General features: G+C 72.0%; 16 protein-coding genes. 11 read left to right on the top strand and 5 right to left on the bottom strand.

Features of this window, described 5'->3' with window-relative positions; translation table 11 throughout:
- Window positions 1-28 precede the first annotated feature (28 nt).
- Window positions 29-718, bottom strand: a complete 690-nt coding sequence (locus tag ACRVYW_RS11120) for a TetR/AcrR family transcriptional regulator (RefSeq protein WP_431804584.1) — start codon at window positions 716-718, stop codon at window positions 29-31.
- Between the two features lie 188 nt (window positions 719-906).
- Between ACRVYW_RS11120 and ACRVYW_RS11115 the strand changes: the two genes are divergently transcribed.
- Window positions 907-1,458: a YaeQ family protein gene (locus tag ACRVYW_RS11115; RefSeq protein WP_431804582.1), complete on the top strand. Its 552-nt coding sequence runs from the start codon at window positions 907-909 to the stop codon at window positions 1,456-1,458.
- Window positions 1,459-1,584: 126 nt separating this feature from the next.
- Here ACRVYW_RS11115 and ACRVYW_RS11110 read toward each other — a convergent pair whose 3' ends face one another.
- Window positions 1,585-2,052, bottom strand: coding sequence for a DUF1269 domain-containing protein (locus ACRVYW_RS11110; RefSeq protein ID WP_431804580.1), 468 nt, complete (start codon window positions 2,050-2,052; stop codon window positions 1,585-1,587).
- A 369-nt stretch (window positions 2,053-2,421) separates the two neighbouring features.
- On the opposite strand from ACRVYW_RS11110, the gene ACRVYW_RS11105 reads away from it, so the two are divergent.
- From ACRVYW_RS11105 to treZ, 6 genes are all read left to right on the top strand, one after another.
- Window positions 2,422-3,972 carry an APC family permease gene (locus ACRVYW_RS11105; protein ID WP_431804578.1) on the top strand — a complete coding sequence of 517 codons (1,551 nt, stop codon included), beginning with the start codon at window positions 2,422-2,424 and terminating at the stop codon, window positions 3,970-3,972.
- A gap of 43 nt (window positions 3,973-4,015) precedes the next feature.
- Window positions 4,016-4,708 (top strand): SDR family oxidoreductase, encoded by a 693-nt coding sequence (locus ACRVYW_RS11100; RefSeq protein ID WP_431804576.1) that lies wholly within the window; start codon window positions 4,016-4,018, stop codon window positions 4,706-4,708.
- Between the two features lie 26 nt (window positions 4,709-4,734).
- Entirely contained in the window at window positions 4,735-5,217 is a 483-nt protein-coding gene (locus tag ACRVYW_RS11095) for a glutaminase (RefSeq protein ID WP_431804574.1), read from the top strand.
- A 100-nt stretch (window positions 5,218-5,317) separates the two neighbouring features.
- Window positions 5,318-7,528, top strand: a complete 2,211-nt coding sequence (glgX, locus tag ACRVYW_RS11090) for a glycogen debranching protein GlgX (protein WP_431804572.1) — start codon at window positions 5,318-5,320, stop codon at window positions 7,526-7,528.
- Window positions 7,529-7,545: 17 nt separating this feature from the next.
- Window positions 7,546-9,984, top strand: coding sequence for a malto-oligosyltrehalose synthase (gene treY / locus ACRVYW_RS11085; protein WP_431804570.1), 2,439 nt, complete (start codon window positions 7,546-7,548; stop codon window positions 9,982-9,984).
- A 418-nt stretch (window positions 9,985-10,402) separates the two neighbouring features.
- A complete protein-coding gene (gene treZ, locus ACRVYW_RS11080) occupies window positions 10,403-12,250 on the top strand; it encodes a malto-oligosyltrehalose trehalohydrolase (protein WP_431804569.1) in 1,848 nt (615 codons plus the stop codon).
- A 20-nt stretch (window positions 12,251-12,270) separates the two neighbouring features.
- Here treZ and ACRVYW_RS11075 read toward each other — a convergent pair whose 3' ends face one another.
- Window positions 12,271-12,999 carry a glutamine amidotransferase-related protein gene (locus tag ACRVYW_RS11075; RefSeq protein ID WP_431804567.1) on the bottom strand — a complete coding sequence of 243 codons (729 nt, stop codon included), beginning with the start codon at window positions 12,997-12,999 and terminating at the stop codon, window positions 12,271-12,273.
- A gap of 94 nt (window positions 13,000-13,093) precedes the next feature.
- On the opposite strand from ACRVYW_RS11075, the gene ACRVYW_RS11070 reads away from it, so the two are divergent.
- The 4 genes from ACRVYW_RS11070 (at window position 13,094) to ACRVYW_RS11055 (ending at window position 18,551) form a co-directional block, all read left to right on the top strand.
- Entirely contained in the window at window positions 13,094-13,780 is a 687-nt protein-coding gene (locus ACRVYW_RS11070; protein WP_431804565.1) for an RNA polymerase sigma factor, read from the top strand.
- Window positions 13,770-14,255 carry a hypothetical protein gene (locus ACRVYW_RS11065; protein ID WP_431804563.1) on the top strand — a complete coding sequence of 162 codons (486 nt, stop codon included), beginning with the start codon at window positions 13,770-13,772 and terminating at the stop codon, window positions 14,253-14,255. The genes ACRVYW_RS11070 and ACRVYW_RS11065 overlap by 11 nt, the downstream gene beginning before the upstream one ends.
- Window positions 14,256-14,309: 54 nt before the next feature.
- Window positions 14,310-15,986, top strand: coding sequence for a S8/S53 family peptidase (locus ACRVYW_RS11060; protein ID WP_431804561.1), 1,677 nt, complete (start codon window positions 14,310-14,312; stop codon window positions 15,984-15,986).
- Window positions 15,987-16,076: 90 nt separating this feature from the next.
- Complete coding sequence (locus ACRVYW_RS11055; RefSeq protein ID WP_431804559.1) at window positions 16,077-18,551, top strand: CHAT domain-containing protein; 2,475 nt, start codon at window positions 16,077-16,079, stop codon at window positions 18,549-18,551.
- A 242-nt stretch (window positions 18,552-18,793) separates the two neighbouring features.
- Here the strand turns inward: ACRVYW_RS11055 and ACRVYW_RS11050 are convergent, their stop codons facing one another.
- Window positions 18,794-19,570: a LysR substrate-binding domain-containing protein gene (locus ACRVYW_RS11050; protein ID WP_431804557.1), complete on the bottom strand. Its 777-nt coding sequence runs from the start codon at window positions 19,568-19,570 to the stop codon at window positions 18,794-18,796.
- A gap of 30 nt (window positions 19,571-19,600) precedes the next feature.
- The gene (locus ACRVYW_RS11045; protein ID WP_431804555.1) at window positions 19,601-20,008 is read right to left on the bottom strand and encodes a transferase; all 408 of its coding nucleotides are present in this window, start codon (window positions 20,006-20,008) and stop codon (window positions 19,601-19,603) included.
- Between the last annotated feature and the right edge of the window lie 91 nt (window positions 20,009-20,099).

Raw genomic sequence — 20,099 nt, 5'->3', positions numbered from 1 at the left:
GGGGAGGGGCCAGGGGAGGGAGGAGGGGTCAGGGGGTGAGCAGGCGGTCGAGGAGCGCGAGTGCGGCCTCGTGGTCGACGTCGGCATCGAGCAGCCACTGGGTCTGCAGGCCGTCGGATGCCGCGATCACGAGCGCCGCGACGAGCGCCGGATCGACGTCGGCGCGCAGCGAGCCGGATGCCTGCAGCGCACGCACCCGGTCGGACAGCTCGGCGCGCAAGCGCGCGAAACGGGTCGTCGCGAACTCGTGCGCCGCCGGGTGCGCGCCGTCGAGCGCCGAGGCGACAAGGGTCGAGTACAGCTCGACGAGGCCCGGGATCTCGCGGTTCGCCGCCGCGGAGACCCGCATCGCCTCGGCGGGGCTCTGCAGCGGCGCCGGCGAGCGGACGGTGTCGACGCCCGCGGCGGCGTCGAGACCGTCCGCTCTGTCGGCGCCGGCGGAGGTGTCGGCGCAGGCCGGAGACATGGGCGCGTCGGCATCCCCTTCGCCGCGCTCCTCCGACTCGCGGTACACCGCCACGAGCAGCTCGTCGAGCGACCCGAAGTAGTGCGTGAGTGCCGCGTGCGTGACGCCGACCTCCTGCGCGATCGCGCGGAGGCTCGTCCGCTGCGCGCCGCGGCGGGCGAAGACCTCGATCGCCCGGTCGAGGATCTCCTGCCGCCGCGCCACCCCCTTCGCGTAGCTGCCGCGCGGGCGGGGGGTCTCGGCGGCGGTCATGCCGCGATCTTCTCACGCCCCGGCGTGCCGTATTCAGTCTCGGCGGGCGCGCGCCGCGGCTCCCGAGACGAGACGCCGCGGAATCTCGCGGGTCTTCACCGGCGCCCCGGCCGAGACTGCCCCGCCGAGACTGCATGCCACACGAGCTGCCGCGAAGCCCTCGGCCGCCGACCGCCTAGGCTCGAAGGATGGCCATCGGCGCAGTGATGCACACCTTCGACGTTCAGCTCGCGGACGTCGACCGCGGCGTGTATGAGGACCTCACGGTGCGGCTCGCGCAGCACCCGTCCGAGACCCCGGAGTACCTCCTCACGCGCCTCCTCGCCTACTGCCTCGAATACACGGAGGGCATCGCGCTCAGCGAGGGTGTCTCGGCGACGAACGAGCCCGCCGTGCTCGTGCGCGATGCGACCGGCCGCCAGACCGCGTGGATCGAGGTCGGCGCCCCCGATGCCGAACGGCTCCACCACGGCAGCAAGCTCACGGGGCGCGTCGCCGTCTACACGCACCGCGATCCGGCGCGCCTCGTGCCGACCTGGGCGGGCAAGAAGATTCACGAGCAGGACCGCATCGTCGTGACGAGCTTCGATCCCGGGTTCATCGCGCAGGCGGCGGATGCCGTGGAGCGCCGCAACACCGTGACCGTGTCGGTGACCGAGGGCCAGCTCTACCTCGACGTCAACGGCGCGAGCTTCTCGTCGGCGCTGCACCGGCAGGGCGTCGACGGCTCACCCCGGTAGTCGTCCGTCTCTGCCGGTCGCGCCCGGCGCCGCGCGGCTCGATGCGCCGTGGTTTCGATGCGCTGCCCGAACGCGACGCGGCGGGCGACCCGTGAGGGTCACCCGCCGCGTCGTCAGTGAGTCGGATCAGGCGTCCTTCTTCTCGTGCTTCGCCTTGAGCTCCGCGATGCGCTCCTCGCGCGATGCCTTGCGCTCGGCCTTCTTCTCTTCCTTCAGGGCCTTGCGGGCGGCCTTCGAGGCCTCCTCGGCGGCATCCTGCTGCGCCTCGAGCGTGTCGAGCACCTCGTCGAGCGGCCAGCGGACGATCGCGCCGCCGCGCTGCGCGACGGCACCGTCGAGGAGCGAGAAGTCCTCTTCGACCGTCTCGGCGATGATCGCGTTGGTCCCCGGCGGGACCGTCTCGGCGAACTGCGACAGCACGTCGTCCCCCTTGTCCATGCGCGAGGCGTCGACCATGGCGCCCCCGAGCGTTCCGAACGAGAGGCCCAGGAGCATGCCGACGGGGCCGCCGAACACGCCGACGAGCATGCCGATGAGCGAACCTCCGATCGTGGCGGTGCCGCCGATCTCGTCGCCGCCGTCGGTCACGGTCACAGCGCCGTTGACGTCGCGCTCGATCAGGGCTGCCGACTGCAGGCCGTAATCGCCCGACGAGTTGCGGAACGCGGTGAGCGCCTCGTAGGTGGCATCCCGGGTGGGGAAGGTGATGACAACGACGTTCTCGGAGATTTTTTCTTCGATTTCTTCGGTGGTTCATCAAGGCGGTCACGGTCAGCCCCCGCGCCGCCACCACTAGCATTTCGCCACCCGCGCACCCCCGCGCAAGCCCCTTCCCTGTGAACTTCCGATATCTGTACGCTGTGTCCACTCTCCGCCGGCAGATTCGCCCTCACGGCGGCGGTGGGGGCGCCGCGGATGCCGCTAGCCTGCACCGCAACCCGACAGCGCCCGGAGGTTTCCGACATGACCGACTTCGGCTCCACCACACCCGTACACATCGACCGCTCCGACGGAAAGGGCCTCGCCGCGGGCACCCTCGGCCTGTGGGGCTCGACCGTCATCGGCCTCGCCTCGACCGCACCCGTCTACTCGCTCGTCGCGACGCTCGGCTTCGTCGTTCTCGCCGTGGGCGCGCAGGCGCCGATCGCCTTCGTCATCGCGTTCATCCCGATGCTGTTCATCGCGTTCGCCTACCGCGAGCTCAACAACGAGATCCCCGACTGCGGAACGACGTTCACGTGGGCGACGAAGGCCTTCGGCCCGTGGGTCGGCTGGATGGGCGGCTGGGGCGTCGCGGCCGCCGGCATGATCGTCCTCGCGAACCTCGCCCAGATCGCGTCGATCTACTTTTGGAGCATCTTCGGCCTCGAGTTCGCCAACAACGACTGGCGGGTCGTCCTCGTCGCCGTCGCGTTCATCGCGACGATGACGTGGGTCAGCTGGCGAGGCGTCGAGATCGGCGAGCGCATCCAGAACGTCCTCCTCGCGGCGCAGTACATCGCGCTCGGCATCTTCGTCGTCGCCGCCCTCTGGCACTACTTCGACGGCACCGCGCCCGACCCGACCCCCTTCGACGGGAACTGGCTGAACCCCTTCGCGTTCACCGACTTCCACGGATTCGTGGAAGCTGCCCTCCTCGCGCTCTTCATCTACTGGGGCTGGGACACCTGCCTCGCCCTCACCGAGGAGACGAAGGACCCGAAGCGCACCCCCGGCCGCGCGGCGCTGCTGACCACCGTCATCCTGCTCGTCACCTACGTCTCCGTCACGATCGCCGCGATGATGTACGCCGGTCTCGGCGAGACCGGCACGGGGCTCGGCAACCCCGACAACGCCGACGACTTCTTCCTCGCCATCCGCGACGGCCTCCTCGGCCCGTGGGGCTGGCTGCTCGTGGTCGCCGTGCTCATCTCGGCCGTCTCCTCGACGCAGACGACGATCCTCCCGACCGCGCGCGGGACTCTCGCGATGGGCGTCTACCGTGCTCTTCCGGCGAAGTTCAAGATCGTGCATCCCGTCTACAAGACGCCGTCGTTCTCGACGATCGCTGGCGGCACCATCGCCGTCGCGTACTACGTCGGCATGACCCTCATCAGCGACAACATCCTGCAGGACTCGATCCTCTCGCTCGGCCTCGCGATCGCGTTCTACTACGCCATCACCGGCTACGCGTGCGCCTGGTACTACCGCGGGGTGCTCCGCCGCTCGGCGCGCGACCTGTGGTTCAAGGGGATCTTCCCGGTCCTCGGCGCCGTCATGCTGACCTACGCGTTCATCCAGTCGGCGATCGACATGTACGACGTCGACTACGGATACACCGTGCTCCTCGGCATCGGCGGCACGTTCGTCGTCGGCATCGGCGCACTCCTCGTCGGCGTCGTGCTGATGTTCGTCTGGTACCTCTTCCCGCGCTCGAAGCCGTTCTTCGACGGCCGGAGCCTCAACCGCGACACCCCCGTCATGGTGCCCGAGGAGCCCGGCGACTTCGTCCGGTCGGTCGACGGCGGGGTCTGACGGCATCCGTCGTCCGTCCCGCACCGGTGCGAGGATGGATGCCATGCCGCACCAGGTCATCACCGGATCCGGGTCGGGTATCGGCCGCCTCATCGCCGAGCGCCTGCACGAGCGCGGCGACCGGCTGGTCCTCGTCGCCCGCGACGCCGCGCGGGCAGAAGACCTCGCCGCCGCCTTCCCGGGGAGCGCGACGATCGTCGCCGATCTCGCCCGCCCCGAGACGATCGCCCGTGCCGTCGCCGCCGCAGATCTTCCGGATGCCGTGGACTCGGTCATCCACGCCGCCGGCATCGTGGCGCTCGGCGCGGTCGCCGCCCTCCCGCTCGACGCGTGGACCTCGCAGCTCGCCGTCAACCTCGTCGCCCCGGCGGAGCTCACCCGCGCGCTCCTTCCCCGCGTCCGCGCGGCGCGCGGCCAGGTGCTCTTCGTGAACTCGGGTGCGGGGCTGACCGCGCACCCCGAGTGGGCGGCATACGCGGCATCCAAGCACGGACTCAAGGCGCTCGCCGACGCCCTCCGCGGCGAGGAGGCGGAGCATGGGGTGCGGGTCACGTCCGTCTACCCGGGCCGCACCGCGACTCCCATGCAGGCCGAGGTCCACGCGCAGGAGGGCGCCGACTACGACCCGTCACGCTGGATCGACCCGGCATCCGTCGTCGCCGCGATCCTTACGGCGCTCGACCTGCCGCGCGACGCGGTGATCAGCGACGTCACCGTGCGCCCCGGGCCACGGTGACCGGACCCGCGATGGCCGGACCCGACATGAGCGGACCCGCGATGACCGACGTCGGCGCGATCCTCGATGCCGCGCGGACGCGCCTTGCGGGCTCTCCGCGCGAGCGTCTCGGCGACTGGGCGGCGTCGCGACGCCTCCTCGGGTTCGGGCGTGCGCCGCGGATCGTGCCGGTCGGCGAGGCGTGGCACGTCGGCGTGCTCCTGATCGGGGATGCCGAGGTCTGGGCGACCGGCGAGGTCCTCCGCGCCCGCACCGAGGCCCCCCGTGGGTACACCGCCCAGGCGCAGCGCGAGAGGTCCGAGCGGGCCGCCGCGGCCGCTCGAGGTGGTTTCGCCGAGGGGGAGGTGCTGCACCTCGGCGCCGCGCCGATCGACCTCGACGCCCTCGCGCGCGGCGAGGCATCCGGGCCCCTCTCCCTCGTCCTCGACGTGCCGCACATCCGCTGGAGCGCGACGGGGCAGACCCGCCCCCTCAGCGCCTACCTCGACGACCAGCTCGCCCTGCGCTGACGCGCATACCAAGCCCGGACCCCGCCGTCCAGCCCCAGCACGCGGACACCCGCCGGTAACGTCCAGAGCCTAGGCTGAGGCCACGACCACGGGAGGAAACATGCAGGCTTGGCCCGGATCCGCGTATCCGCTGGGGGCGACCTTCGACGGAGGTGGCACGAACTTCGCGCTCTTCAGCGACGCCGCGGAGAAAGTCGAACTGTGCCTCTTCGACGAGGACGGCACCGAGACACGCATCGAACTCGTCGACGTGGATGCCTTCGTGTGGCACACCTACCTGCCGACCGTGCAGCCGGGGCAGCGCTACGGCTACCGCGTGTACGGCCCGAACGACCCCGAGAACGGGCTGCGATTCAACCCCAACAAGCTCCTCCTCGACCCCTACGCGAAGGCCGTCGACGGCCAGGTCGAATGGGACCAGGCCGTGTTCGGGTACACCTTCGGCGAGCCCGACTCGCGCAACGACGACGACTCCGCCGCGTACGCGATGAAGGGCGTCGTCATCAACCCGTACTTCGACTGGGCGGGCGACCGGCTGCCGAAGACGCCGTACGCCGACTCGGTCATCTACGAGGCCCATGTGAAGGGGCTCACGGAACGGCATCCCGACATCCCCGAAGAGCTCCGCGGCACCTACAGCGCCATCGCGCACCCGGCGATCATCGATCACCTCAAGCGCATCGGCGTCACCGCCGTCGAGCTCATGCCCGTGCACCAGTTCGTCAACGATTCGACCCTGCAGGAGAAGGGGCTGTCGAACTACTGGGGGTACAACACGATCGCGTTCTTCGCGCCGCAGAACACGTACGCGTCCGCGGGCGACGGCGGGCAGCAGGTGCAGGAGTTCAAGTCGATGGTGCGCGCCCTGCACTCGGCGGGCATCGAGGTCATCCTCGACGTGGTCTACAACCACACCGCCGAAGGCAACCACCTGGGTCCGACGTTGTCGATGCGCGGCATCGACAACGAGGCGTACTACAAGCTGCAACAGGACGACAAGCGGTACTACACCGACTACACCGGCACCGGCAACAGCATGAACATGGGGCACCCGCATACGCTGCAGCTCATCATGGACTCGCTGCGCTACTGGGTGCTCGAGATGCACGTCGACGGCTTCCGCTTCGACCTCGCCGCGACCCTCGCCCGAGAGTTCTACGAAGTCGACCGACTGTCGTCCTTCTTCGAGCTCGTGCAGCAGGATCCGGTGATCTCGCAGGTCAAGCTCATCGCCGAGCCGTGGGACCTCGGGCCCGGCGGGTACCAGGTCGGCAACTTCCCCCCGCAGTGGACGGAGTGGAACGGGAAATACCGCGACACCGTGCGCGACTTCTGGCGCGGCGAACCCTCGACTCTGGGCGAGTTCGCCTCGAGACTGACCGGTTCGGCCGACCTCTACGAACACGACGGACGTCGACCCGTCGCCTCGATCAACTTCGTCACGGCGCACGACGGCTTCACCCTCCGCGACCTCGTCTCGTACAACGAGAAGCACAATGAGGCCAACGGAGAGGGCAACAACGACGGCGAATCACACAACCGCTCGTGGAACTGCGGAGTCGAAGGCCCCACCGACGACCCCGACGTGCTGCGGCTGCGCGCGCGCCAGCAGCGCAACTTCCTCGCGACCCTCATGCTCAGCCAGGGCGTGCCGATGATCGCCCACGGCGACGAGCTGGGGCGCACGCAGGGCGGCAACAACAACGGGTACGCGCAGGACAACGAGGTGACCTGGATCGACTGGGAGCACGCCGACCAGCCGCTCATCGAGTTCACCGGGGCCCTCACCCGCCTGCGCCGCGAGCATCCGACCTTCCGCCGCTCGCGCTTCTTCGACGGCCGGCCCGTCGCTCGTGAGGAGGGCGCGCCGATCCCCGACATCGCGTGGCTGCGCCCCGACGGCACCGAGATGCAGCCCGGCGACTGGGACTCGGGCTTCGGGCGTGCGATCGGTGTCTTCCTGAACGGCGACGGCATCCGCGAGCGCGATCGTCGCGGCGCCGACATCCATGACCGCCACTTCTTCGTGTTGTACAACGCCGGCGACGACGTCGTGTCCTTCACCATGCCGAAGGCCGAGTACAGCCCGCGGTGGGAGATCGTCGTCGACACGACCGGAGAGCTCACCGATTCGGGCCTCCACGACGGCGGCGCGGTCCTCGACGTCGCAGGAAAGTCGGTCGTCGTGCTCCGCGCGTTCGAGGAGGAGACCGTCGGCACCGACCACTCGGTCGCCGCGTCGCTCGCCGCGCATACGGCACCGATCGACATGGTGCGCTCCCCTGCCCCGCAGCCCGAGCTGCCGCACTGAGGCCGGGGAGCGCGGCGATGGGCGACAAGCCGGTCTCGACGTACCGCCTGCAGGTGCGGGCGGAGTTCGATCTGGATGCCGCGGCATCCGTCACCGACTACCTCCGCGACCTCGGCGTCGACTGGGCGTACCTCGCCCCGATCCTGCAGGCGTCCGAGGGATCCGCGCACGGCTACGGCGTCGTCGACCCGACGAAGGTCGACGAGGCGCGCGGCGGGGCCGCGGGCCTCGCGCGATTCTCGGCTGCGGCGCGGGACGCGGGTCTCGGCATCCTCGTCGACATCGTGCCGAACCACCAGGGCGTCGTCGCGCCCGAGCAGAATCCGTGGTGGTGGGACGTGCTCGCCCGCGGCGAGGCGTCGGTGCACGCGGCATCCTTCGACATCGACTGGGCCTACGGGGGCGGGCGTGTGCGGCTGCCCATTCTCGGGGGCGAACCCGACGACGTGATCGCCGCGGGCGAGATCAGCGTCGCCCCGCCGGCCCGCTCGAACGAAGGCGGCGGCGACGAGTTCGGCACCGCCCGGTATTACGACCTGACGCTCCCGCTCGCGCCCGGCACCGCGCCGCTGCACGAGACGACGGATGCCGCGGCCGTCCGCGACGTCCTCGCCCGTCAGCACTGGGAGCTCGGGTTCTGGCGGCGCTCACCGGAGCTGCTCAACTACCGGCGCTTCTTCACCGTCACCTCGCTCGCGGGTGTGCGCGTCGAGCTCCCCGACGTCTTCGACGCGTCGCACGTCGAGGTCATCCGCTGGTTCCGGGAGGGCCTCGTCGACGGTCTGCGCATCGACCACCCCGACGGCCTCGCCGACCCGGGAGGGTACCTCGACCGGCTGGGAGACGCGCTCGTCGCGGCGCAGGCCTCCGGAGCTGCGGGCGCGGCGGGGGCCGCGCGCCCCTACGTCGTCGTCGAGAAGATCCTCGAGCCGGGCGAACAGCTCCCCGGCTGGTGGGCGACCGAGGGGACGACCGGGTACGACGCCCTCGGCGGCATCGATCGCGTGCTCGTCGACCCGGCCGGCGAGCCTGGGCTCACCGACCTCGACACGGAGCTCCGAGGCGAACGCGCGGACTGGCACGCGATGACCGCCGGCACGAAGCGTGACATCGCCGACACGTCGCAGGCCGCGGAGGTCGGCCGCATCGTCCGGAACCTCCCGGCGTCGGCCCAGGGGGCGCTCACGGCGGATGCCGCCCGCGACGCGATCGCGGAACTGCTCGCCGCCTTCGCGGTGTACCGCGCGTATCTGCCCGCCGGGGCGGAGCACGTCACCGCCGCCGCCCAGGCCGCCCGCGCACGCCGCCCCGACCTCGCCGACGCGATCGCCGTGCTCACCCCGCTGCTCCTCGAGGGTTCCGGCTCCGACGGATCGGGCGAGTTCACCCGCCGCTTCATGCAGACGACCGGCCCCGTCATGGCCAAGGGCGTCGAGGACCGCGCGTTCTACCGGTACAGCCGGCTCACATCCCTCAACGAGGTCGGCGCCGATCCGGGCCAGTTCGCGCTGTCGGTGGCGGGCCTGCACGACGCGCTCGCGCGCCGCGCGGCATCCTGGCCCCACGCCCTCACGGCGCTCACGACGCACGACACGAAGCGCTCCGAAGACACGCGGGCGCGCCTGGCGGTGCTCGCCGAGATGCCCGCACGCTGGACGGCGGTGCTCGCCCAGCTGCGCGAGATCGCCTCGACCGGAGACGGACCGCTCGACAATCTGCTCTGGCAGGCGATCATCGGCGCATGGGCGCCGGACGACGCCGGTCTCGAGGAGCGCCTGCAGGGCTACGCCGAAAAGGCGGCGCGCGAGGGCGGCGTCGGAACCACGTGGGAGGACCCCGACGAAGCGTTCGAGGGCCGCGTGCACGCGCTCGTGTCGTCGGCGTTCGGCGCCGCCCGCGGGATCGTCGATGACATCGTCCGAGAGATCGCGGATGCCGGATGGTCGAACGGTCTCGCTGCGAAGCTCCTCCAGATCACCGGCCCGGGCGTCCCCGACGTCTACCAGGGCACGGAGCTCTGGGACCTCTCCCTCGTCGACCCCGACAACCGGCGACCCGTCGACTACGCCGCACGACGCACGCTCCTGGCGCGCATCGACGACGGATGGCAGCCGCCCGTCGACGCCTCGGGCGCGGCGAAGCTCCTGCTCGTCTCACGTGCCTTGCGGCTGCGCCGCGACCGGCCGGATCTCTTCACCCGGTACACGCCGCTCGAGACGGCAGGCTCGGCGTCCGAGCACGCGATCGCGTTCGACCGCGGAGGCGCGGTCGCGATCGCGACGCGCCTGCCGCTCGGGCTCGTGGGGCGCGGAAACTGGGGCGACACCGTCGTGATGCTCCCCGCGGGGACGTGGCGCGACGAACTCACCGGGCGCGAGGTCGCCGGCGGCGCCGCGCGCCTCGCCGAGGTGCTCGCCGACTACCCGGTCGCGCTCCTGGTCCGCTCGGCGCCCTGACGCCTTGGCCTTCTCGGCATCCAGCCAGGACATCGGGCGCGAGCCTGCCGGCCGTGCCCGCTACGGAGATGTCGGCGCAGATCGCTGTGTCCGCCGCGGGTGACGACGATTCGCGCCGACGATCTCGCGGGTGACGACGATTCGCGCCGACGATCTCGCCGGGACCGCACCCCCTGCGCGCTCGCACCGTGCCGACGCGTGCCGGCGGTGAGCGCGGGATGCGTGACCGTTCGTCGGATCGGTGGTGCGTGTGTCACCCCCTGTGGCGCCGGAGTCATCACCTACCCCACCGATCCGACGGATGGGACGCCGCCGCCTGCGCCCGCAGGCCGGTACAGCCCGCGCCGGCCGCCGAGTACCTACGAGGCCCGGCCGCAAGGGGGTGCGCCGCCTCGGCGCGAGCGGGCATCATGGGGCCATGACGACAGACGCGACCCCGAGCTCGGGTGCATCCGAGGCCGCCGCGACCATCGACGTGTGGGCTCCGCGCGCTGATCGCGTGCGCCTGCGCCGACCCGGGCATGACGACCTCGAGCTCGCGATGGTCGAGGCGGCGGAGGCCGGCTGGTGGCGCGCCGACGTCGCCCTGGCGAACGGTGACGAGTACGGCTTCGTGCTGGGGGATGCCGAGAGTGCCCGCCCCGACCCCCGCTCGCGGCGACAGCCCCGCGGCGTGCACGACCTGTCGGCGTGGGACGACGGGGCATCCTTTCCCTGGACCGACCAGGACTGGAGAGGGCGCGATCTCTCGGGCGCGACGCTCATCTACGAGCTCCACATCGGCACCTTCACGCCGGAAGGGACGCTCGACGCCGCGATCGCGAAGCTCCCCTACCTCGTCGACCTCGGCGCCACGCACGTCGAGCTCCTGCCGGTGAACGGCTTCAACGGGACCCACAACTGGGGCTACGACGGCGTGCTCTGGTACACCGTCCAAGAGGACTACGGCGGGCCGGGCGCCTACCGCCGGTTCGTCGACGCGGCCCACGACGCGGGTCTCGCCGTCATCCAGGACGTCGTCTACAACCACCTCGGACCGAGCGGCAACTACCTGCCCGAGTACGGTCCCTACCTGCGCGACGGGCAGAACACGACGTGGGGTGCGAGCGTCAACCTCGACGAGCGCGCCGTCCGCGACTACATCATCGACAACGCCGTGATGTGGCTGCGCGACTACCACGTGGACGGGCTGAGGCTGGATGCCGTGCACGCGCTCCACGAATCGGGGGCGTTCCCGACGCACATCCTCCAGGAGATCGCCGAACGCACCGACGCGCTCTCCGCCCAGGTCAGCCGCCCCCTCATCCTCATCGCCGAGAGCGATCTGAACGACCCGGTCATGATCCTGCCGCGCGACGAGGGCGGCTACGGTCTCACGGCGCAGTGGGTCGACGACTGGCACCACGCCGTCCATGTCGCCCTGTCGGGTGAGACGGCGGGGTACTACGCCGATTTCGCCGACCCGAAGGCCCTGCCGAAGACCTGGGCGGGCGGCTTCTACCACGACGGCACCTACTCATCGTTCCGCGAGATGACCTGGGGAAAGCCCGTCCCGGAAGGCATCCCCTCGCACCGGTTCGTCGAGTTCGCGCAGGATCACGACCAGATCGGCAATCGTGCGGCCGGTGACCGCCTGAGCCAGAACCTGTCCTTCGCGCGGCTGCAGATCGAGGCTGTCCTCACGATGATGGCGCCCGGCACGCCGATGATCTTCATGGGGGAGGAGTGGGGGGCATCCACACCCTGGCAGTTCTTCACGTCGCACCCCGAGCCCGAGCTCGCGGCGGCCACCGCTAAGGGGCGTCGCGAGGAGTTCGCGAAGATGGGCTGGGACGAGTCGCTCGTACCCGACCCGAACGACCCCGAGACCTTCGAGCGGTCGAAGCTCGACTGGAACGAGCCCACGCACGGCGAGCACAAGCGCCTGCTCGAGGGGTATCGGCTGCTCGCGCGGATGCGGCGCCAGCACCCGGAGCTGACCGACCCGGACCGATCGGGGCATGGCGGCGAGAGCGTCGGCGAGGGGCGCTGGATCCTCCACCGGGCCGGCGCGACGATCTACCTCAACCTCTCCGCCGAGCCCTGGCGGATCGATCTCGACGGGCGCGAGGTGTGGGTGGGGACGACGACGGCATGGGGTCCGGGAGACGCGGGTGCGCGGTCGTTGACCCTGTCGCCCGACTCGATCGTCGTCCTCGGGCCCCAGGGGAGCGCGCCGCTGCCGATGGCACGCAACCACGCCGAGTACGTCGCCGTCGAGAGCTGACGCCACCCGCGTCCGCGCGGTCAGGCGAAGGTGTCGGCGAAGGCGCGGAGGATCCGCGGGGGTTCGCTGAGGGATGCCGCGAGCACCCGCGCCGAGATCACGTCGTAGTCGCCGGCGGCGAAGTAGCCGTCGTCGCGGTACACGGCCATCCGCTCGGTGAAAGCCCGCCCGGTCGGCTCGGGGTGGAACTGCGTCGCCCAGAGGTGATCGCCGACCCGGTATGCCTGCACGGGGCATCCCTCGTTCTGCGCGAGGAGGACGGCGTCCTCCGGCATCCGCGCGGTGCCCTCCTTGTGCGCGGTGAGCGCCGTGAATGTCTCGGCGAGGCCGCCGAAGAGCGCGTCGTGGCGGCCCTCCGGAGTGAGCGTGACGCTCGTCGGCCCGGTGTCTTCGGGGTAGGCGCGGGTCACCTCGCCGCCGAGGGTGCGCGTCGCGACGCCGATGCCGTAGCAGGTGAAAAGGGCCGCGATCGATCCCGCCGCGGCCTCTTCGGCGAGGTGGGCGAGGGATGCCTCGAGCCTCCGCTGCGCGTCGGTCTTGGTCGACTCGGGGTCGGTGACGTTGAACGGGCTGCCGCCGACGACGGCTCCGTGCCAGCGTGCCGCCGCGTCGACCGGTAACGGTTCGCGAACGAGGTCCCAGCGCTCCAGCTCGTCTTCGCCCCGTCGCATCGCGGTGCGGAACGACTCGTACTCGGCGGCGGCTGCGCCCTCCTGCGGGCGGGCGCAGAGGTAGACGAGCGAGGCCATGCGGCGAGTCTAGAACGGTCTCGATGAAAACCATCGGCGGATGTATCAGGGCGACACCTGGCCTCCTCCTGCATGTATGGCCACAATGGGCGCTATGAGCGAAGCCGTGTCGCCGCCGCCACTGGAGAGCCCCGAGGGCGACGGCGGCGGTGCGCTGCCCGCGCACTCGGACCACGGCGAGGGGATCTGGGCCCGCGCCTCCGACGCGTTCGCGCGGTGGCGGGCGGGCGAGACGCGCGCGATGGACGACCTCGTCCGCACCATGACGCCCGTGCTGTGGCAGGTCGTACGCGCGTACGGCGTGGATCGGATGCTCGCCGAGGACGTCGTGCAGGCCACCTGGTTCACGCTGGTACGGCGGCACGAATCCATCCATGACGATCGCGCCGTCGCGGGGTGGCTGACGACCTGTGCGCGCCGCGAGGCGTGGCGCGTCGGTCGCGCGCAGCAGCGCGACCGGCCGACCGAAGACATCCTCCTCGAGCCGCTCCTGCCCGACGACGAGTCGGCCGAGGAGCGCGCCCTCACGAGCGACCGAGACCGCCGACTCTGGCATGCCGTGGGCGCCCTCGACGAGCGATGCCGGCGTCTGCTGCGCATCGTCGCATTCGAGGAGCGGCCCGACTACGCACGGATCGCCGGCGACCTCGGCATGCCGATCGGCTCGATCGGTCCCACCCGAGGCCGCTGCCTCGGAAAGCTCCGCACCGCCCTCGCCCACGAGGGAATGGGCGGAGATCCCCATGCGGATTCCAGAGATGAGGCCCCCCGTGACTCCTGAACCCACCGACCTCGACCTCGCCGACGACGCAGCGCTGTTCGCGGCGCTCCGGCGCACCTGGGAGGGCGTCGATCCTGCGCCCGTCGGCCTCGTCGACGACATGGTCGCCGCCGTCGCGTCGGCCGACCTCGGGCGCGAGTATGCGCTGCTGACCCTCGTCGAGGCCGACTCGACCGCCGCCGTGCGCGGCGACGCCGACATGCTCACGCTGCAGTTCAGCGACGGCCACACCAACGTGCTCGTTCACGTCACCCCGCGCGAGGGCGGCGCGCACCGCCTCGACGGGTGGGCGGATGGCGAGGTCGCCGAAGTGCACCTCATCCAACAGGATGCCGAGACCCGCACGACCTCCGACGGCGGGCGCTTCGCGTTCGACGACGTCGAGGGCGGGGTCTCGCGACTGCGCATCCTGCTCACCGCAGCACCCTCGCCCGACGCGGGCCTCGAGCTGCTGACGCCCCGCTTCGAGATCTGACGTCCCGGCATCCCGCCGCGACCCTGCCAGCCCCGCGTGACCTGAGGAGAGAGCATGCCCACCGACGACGGCGACACCGACGACACTTCGCCCACCGGGCAGCCGAAGGGCTGGTCGTGGCGCGACCGCGCGCGGGGCTCGGTCATCAGAGCGACGGTGCTCGACCCGGGGACCGAGCCTCTCGACGGCATCGAGGCCTTCCCGACGGCGTACGTGCCCGATCGGCTCCTCGTCTCGGACGGCGGCGACCCGGGGCGCGCCGAACGGAGCGTCGACATCGTCCGCGAGGCGGCGGCGGTCTTCGGGTGGGGTGTCGAGCGCGAACGGCTCGACGGGTCCGCGATGCAGGAGGGCGAGCGCATCGAGGCGCGACTGCGCGGAGCGCCCGTCGTCACGCGTGTGCGCCTCACCACGCCGGAGCGGGCGGACGGCGTCTCGCCGGCGCTCCCCGACGCGTGGCGCGTGCTGCAGGAGGTGCGCCGGCGCGCGCTGGCCGGTGACGTCGTGCGCAGACGCAACGGCGAGGCGGATGCCGGGCAGTCGCTGCGCCGAGCGAGGCTCGACCGCATCGGACTCGACCACATCCTCACGATCGACCCGGTCGGCCTCAACCCGTTCTCTCGGTCCAACCCGTTCACGCGGACCAATCCCTTCTCGAGGTCGAATCCGTTCTCGAGATCGAACCCGTTCTCGAGGTCGAACCCCGTCGACGAGTACGGGGACTGCGGCAGCGGCGGGCGCCAGCCCGTCGCGTGGGTCGGGCCCGAGCCGGGCCGCACCGACGTGCCCGACGGTCGACGGCGCCCCGTGGTGGCCGTCCTCGACACCGGCATCGGCGCCCACGGCTGGCTGCCCGACACGCTCGTCGACCGTGACGTCCGCCTCGACGGCGTGCCGGTAGGCCTGCACGACGAGAGGAACCCCGAGGTCTATCCCGACCTGTACGGCCCGCTCGACGGCGAGCTCGACCCGGTCGCCGGGCACGGCACGTTCATCGCCGGGATCATCCGGCAGAAGGCGCCGGATGCCGAGCTGCTCGCGATCCGCGTCGCCGACGCGCTCGGGATCGTCGAGGAGTCGAACCTCCTGCGCGTGATCGAAGACCTCGGCATCCTCGTGCAGCGCCACCGAGACGGGCGCGCGGACGGGCGGCCGATCGACGTGCTGAATCTGTCGCTCGGGTACTACCACGAGACGCCGGAGGACGGGCTCTACACCCGCGACCTGTTCGATCTGCTCTCGGTCTTGCGCGGACTCGGGACGACGGTCGTCGTCTCGTCGGGGAACGATGCGACCGACCGCCCGACCTTCCCCGCGTCGCTCTGGCCGTGGCCGGGCTCGGACAACGGGATCGCGCCCGACGACCTCGCCCCGCACATCTCGGTCGGGGCGCTCAACCCCGACCGGCGCACGACGGCGCTCTTCTCGAACGTCGGGCCGTGGGTGAAGACCTACGCGGTCGGCGCCGCCGTCGTGAGCACGCTTCCCGATTTCACGGGCGGGCTGCAGGCTTCCGCCCGCGACGACCAATACCGTCGGCGCCGCCTGACGATCGGGCCCGAGGACTATCGCGGCGGCTTCGCCGTATGGAGCGGTACCTCGTTCGCGGCTCCGCTCGTCGCGGGACTCGTCGCCGCCGCGCTCGGAATGCCGCCCGCCGCGGAGAAGGCGGAGCCTGCCGTGGGCGCCGCGCGGGATTCGGTCGAGAGGGTGCTCGGCGCGCTCGCGTGACCTGCCGCCGAACGCGGCATCCCCCCTCTGTTCTGGTCTCGAATGCGTGCGAATCGCGCGCACACGCGCGGGACACGGCATGCTGGGGGTGTGCACGCCGACCCCGCCGAACTCTATGCGCAGGGCCGCGCCTTGACCGGTGACCGGCGCTATCGCGAGGCGGATGCCGCGCTGACCGATGCCGCGCTCGCCGCAACGGACCCGGATCTGTGCGCCCGCATCGCCGGTACCCGCGCGTACGTCCTCGATCAGCTCGGTCGCCCCGACGAGGGGGAACAGCTGTGCCGTGACGCTCTGTCGGACCCGCGCCTCACGGCGCATACGCGCGGCGTCGTGGAGGGGCAGCTCGGAACGATCCTCATGCACCGGGGCCGCCTCGACGAGGCATCCGACCTTCTCGCAGCGGCCATCGCGTCGATCCCGGACGACCCGCTCGCCGTCGCCAACCTGCGCCTCAACCGCAGCCTCGTCTCGATGCAGCGCCGGGACATCGACGCCGCGACCGCGGATCTCGAGGCGGCGGTCGCGGCGTACGAGACGGCGGGCGACGAGATGGGCCTCGCCGAGACGCGGCACAACCTCGGCTACACCGCCCTTCTCGCCGGTGACCTCGTACGGGCGATCCGCGAGATGGGCGCGGCGCGCCCGATCGTCGCCGAGGCCTCCGCCGCGAACGCGGCGATCGCCGACGTCGACATGGCCGAGGCGCTGCGCGACGCGGGGCTCGTCACCGAGGCGGAGCGCCTGCTGCGTGCCGCCGCGCAGGCGTTCCGCGCGAACGGGATGCCGCAGGCCCGCGCCGAAGCCGAGCTCCATCTCGCCCGGTCGCTCCTGCGTCACGATCCGCGCGAGGCCGCCCGCGTCGCGGCATCCGCTGCTCGGCACTTCGACGCGCTCGGGGCGAGATCGTGGGCCGACCGGGCACGGGGGGTGCGCCTGCGCGCCCTGCTGTCCGGCGGCGCGATCGACCGTGCGGGGCGTGTCGTGGCGGCGGCGCAGGTCGACGATGCGGAGGTCGACGCCGTCGCGACGCGGCTCGCGCGCGAGGGCCTCGCCGCCGAGGCGGCGGCCCTGCGCCTCAGCCGCGAGCTCTCCCGCGCCCGGCGCGGCGCGCCGGCGGGCCGGATGCCGGGCGTCGACGCGCGCGCTCCGCTCGAGGTGCGCATGCTCGCGCACGAGGTGCGCACAGAACGCGCCGCCCGCGCAGGCGACGACGCGAAGGCCCGACGGCTCGCCGCGGTCGGCCTCGACGAGCTCACCGGATGGCGTGCGTCGTTCGGCAGCCTCGACCTGCAGACGTCGTTCGCGATGCACGGCACGACGCTCATGGTCGCGGGTCTCGCCGCCGCCCTCCGCTCCGCCGACCCCGCAACGGTGTTCGACTGGTCGGAGCGGGCGCGTCATCTGAGCCTCCAGGTCGTCCCGCTGCGCCCGCCGCCAGATCCCGAGCAGGCCGCCGAGCTGAGCGAGTTGCGGATGCTCCGTGCCGACGCCGCGGGCGGCGAGTGGATGAGCGACCCCCGCGCCATCGAACTCGGCGAGAGCCTGCGGCGGCGGCAGTGGACGACGACGGGTGCGGGCGACCTCGAGCGCCGCGTCGACCTCGCCGAAGCGGCGGCGGCTCTCGACGGCGAGACCGCGATCGCCTCGTACGTATTCAGCGGCGAGGGGCTCGCGTGCGTCGTCGTGGCCCGCGACGGCGCACGGGTGATCGCTCTTCCGGGGTGGTCGGAGGCGCGCAAGGACCTTCCCGCGCTCCGCTCCGACCTCGACATGGCGGCAGCGGTGCGCTCGGGTCCGATGACGTCCGTCGTCGCACGCTCCCTCGACGGGCACCTCGAACGTCTCTCGGCCCGGCTCGTCGATCGGGTCGTGGCGGACCTCCCCGGCCGCCGTCTCGTGCTCACCGCACCCGGGGTGCTCGCGGGGCTCCCGTGGGGCATGCTTCCGGGGCTTCGCGGGCGCATCCTCACCGTCGCCGCGTCGGCGTCGCGCTGGGTGCACGCTCGCGCGTCCGCGGCCGCACCGGAGCGCTCCGCGGTGTTCGCCGTCGGCCCGCGCGTCGCGCGCGGCGAGGAGGAGGCCCGCACGGGCGCCGCGCACTGGCCCGGCGCTGCGGTGCTCGTCGGCGAGGACGCGACAGTGGATGCCGTGTCGGCCGCCGCCTCGCGCGGCGACGTCCTCCACATCGCCGCCCACGGGCGGCACGCCCTCGACAATCCGCTCTTCTCGGGTCTGCAGTTGGCCGACGGTGCCCTCTTCGGCTACGACGTCGACCGGTTGCCGCACGTTCCGCGCACCGTCCTGCTCTCGGCCTGCGAAGCTGGCCGCACGTCGGTGCGGTGGGGTGAGGAGGCCGTCGGAATGACGCGTGCGTGGCTCCACAGCGGCGCGGATGCCGTGATCGCCGCTCCCGTCGTCGTCGCCGACGACGATGCGTGCGAGGTGCTCGGCGCCGTGCACGCGGACCTCGCCGCGGGGCTCGCTCCGGCGGAGGCGCTCGCGCGCGCGACGGAGCGCACCGGCATCCGTACGCCGTTCCTCACGCACGGCAACGGATTCTGAGATTCCTCCGGCGCCGATGTATCAGGAGCCGGCGGTGACGCTCATGATCCGTGAGACGACCGGTGCGCGGCCGCCGACAGGCGCTCGCACGTGGGGACGACGGCCATCTGGGGTGGACGTCAGGTCGCTCGCATGGACGGTGGTTCGGGGGGATTTTGACCCGTCCGGGGGCCGGTGGGTGGGGAACCCGCCGGCCCCTTCGCCGCGTCTGTCCGCAACGCTCGGCGTGAGGAGTGCAACGCTCAGCGCGAGGAGTTCGCGGTGCGCCCGCGCACGATGCCGATGAACGCGTCGACGAGTGCGGGCGTCTCCGCGTCGCGCGCGGGCCACGCGAGCGCCACGGTCGAGTGCGGGCCGTCCGCGAGGGGCCGGTAGTCGACGTCCTTCCGGTGGTGCAGGCGCGCGAGCGACATCGGCACGACGACGATGCCCACACCGGAGGCCGCGATCGCGATGGCCTCCTCGACCGAGGCGGGCGGCGCGAAGCGGGGCGCGTCGGCGCCGGGGATCTCGACCTCGAGCGGGGGAGCGACGGGGGTGATCAGCACCTCGCCCGCGAGGTCGTCGGCGGTCAGCTCATCGGCCGCGGTGAGGTGCGCGTCCGCGGCGCACACGACGACGGGCAGCTCGTCATACAGCGGGATGACGTGGAGCCCCTCACGATCGATCGGCAGGCGCACGAGCGCCGCGTCGACGGATGCCGGGGAGGTGTCGCCGCCGAGCGCGGCGCGCTGGTCGGCGATGCCGAGCGCGACCAGATCGAGCGGGATGCCCGGCATCCGCTCGCGCCAGACGTCGATCCACTTGCCGGGCGTGGCCCCCTCGATCGCGCCGAGGCGGAAGGGGCCGGGGGGCAGAGCGGGTGAAGCGACGGGAACGGGCTTCTTCGCCGTGTGCTTCTTCGCCGTGTCCTTCGTGGCGGAAGTCTTCTTGGTCGAGGGCGCCTTCTTGGCCGTGGCGGGCCTCTTGCCGGCGGGGCGCTTGCCCTGGCCTCCGCGCCCGCCTCGTCCTGCCGCCATGCTGCCAGCGTAGCCGGGGTGTCGCGGCGGTCAGGCGGCGAGGCGCAGTCCGCGGCGGTCGGTGGCGACCTGCTCGCCCTCGCCGATCTGCTCGTCGTCGCCGATGAGCGAACCACCCGCGATGCGCGCGTGCGCGCCGACGACCGTGCGGACGCCGATCTTCGCCTGCGATCCGATCGCTGCGCCCGATCCGATGTGGGCGTGCGGCGCGATCTCGGCGCCCTGGCCGATGACGGCGTCGGGTTCGACCCACGCGCCGCGCCCGATGTGCGCGCCCGCGGCGATCTGGGCGCCCGGTTCGACGTACGCTCCCGCTTCGACGAGCGCGCTGGCGTGCACCTTGGCACCGTTCGCGATGAGGCCTCGCCCGTTCACGTGCTTGCGGTAACGGAGCGTCCGGCCCTGATCGTCTTCGATGTCGACGTAGTTCTTGCCCACAGAGTTCCTCCTGAGATCAGATGCAACGGCATCCGTGCGCGATTCATTCCCGCGCACGGATCGGCCGGTCGCCCGCCGCAGGGCGCGGCGC

It is taken from the genome of Microbacterium sp. bgisy203, from assembly GCF_965345155.1.
Lineage (GTDB): Bacteria > Actinomycetota > Actinomycetes > Actinomycetales > Microbacteriaceae > Microbacterium.
This window is presented reverse-complemented; position numbering and strand designations above follow the sequence as displayed.

Excerpts from the sequence above, each read along its gene's own strand:
- ACRVYW_RS11120 (WP_431804584.1), bottom strand. The coding sequence starts at position 718 with ATGACCGCCGCCGAGACCCCCCGCCCGCGCGGCAGCTACGCGAAGGGG.
- ACRVYW_RS11115 (WP_431804582.1), top strand. The coding sequence starts at position 907 with ATGGCCATCGGCGCAGTGATGCACACCTTCGACGTTCAGCTCGCGGAC.
- ACRVYW_RS11105 (WP_431804578.1), top strand. The coding sequence starts at position 2,422 with ATGACCGACTTCGGCTCCACCACACCCGTACACATCGACCGCTCCGAC.
- ACRVYW_RS11100 (WP_431804576.1), top strand. The coding sequence starts at position 4,016 with ATGCCGCACCAGGTCATCACCGGATCCGGGTCGGGTATCGGCCGCCTC.
- ACRVYW_RS11095 (WP_431804574.1), top strand. The coding sequence starts at position 4,735 with ATGAGCGGACCCGCGATGACCGACGTCGGCGCGATCCTCGATGCCGCG.
- glgX (WP_431804572.1), top strand. The coding sequence starts at position 5,318 with ATGCAGGCTTGGCCCGGATCCGCGTATCCGCTGGGGGCGACCTTCGAC.
- treY (WP_431804570.1), top strand. The coding sequence starts at position 7,546 with ATGGGCGACAAGCCGGTCTCGACGTACCGCCTGCAGGTGCGGGCGGAG.
- treZ (WP_431804569.1), top strand. The coding sequence starts at position 10,403 with ATGACGACAGACGCGACCCCGAGCTCGGGTGCATCCGAGGCCGCCGCG.
- ACRVYW_RS11075 (WP_431804567.1), bottom strand. The coding sequence starts at position 12,999 with ATGGCCTCGCTCGTCTACCTCTGCGCCCGCCCGCAGGAGGGCGCAGCC.
- ACRVYW_RS11070 (WP_431804565.1), top strand. The coding sequence starts at position 13,094 with ATGAGCGAAGCCGTGTCGCCGCCGCCACTGGAGAGCCCCGAGGGCGAC.
- ACRVYW_RS11060 (WP_431804561.1), top strand. The coding sequence starts at position 14,310 with ATGCCCACCGACGACGGCGACACCGACGACACTTCGCCCACCGGGCAG.
- ACRVYW_RS11050 (WP_431804557.1), bottom strand. The coding sequence starts at position 19,570 with ATGGCGGCAGGACGAGGCGGGCGCGGAGGCCAGGGCAAGCGCCCCGCC.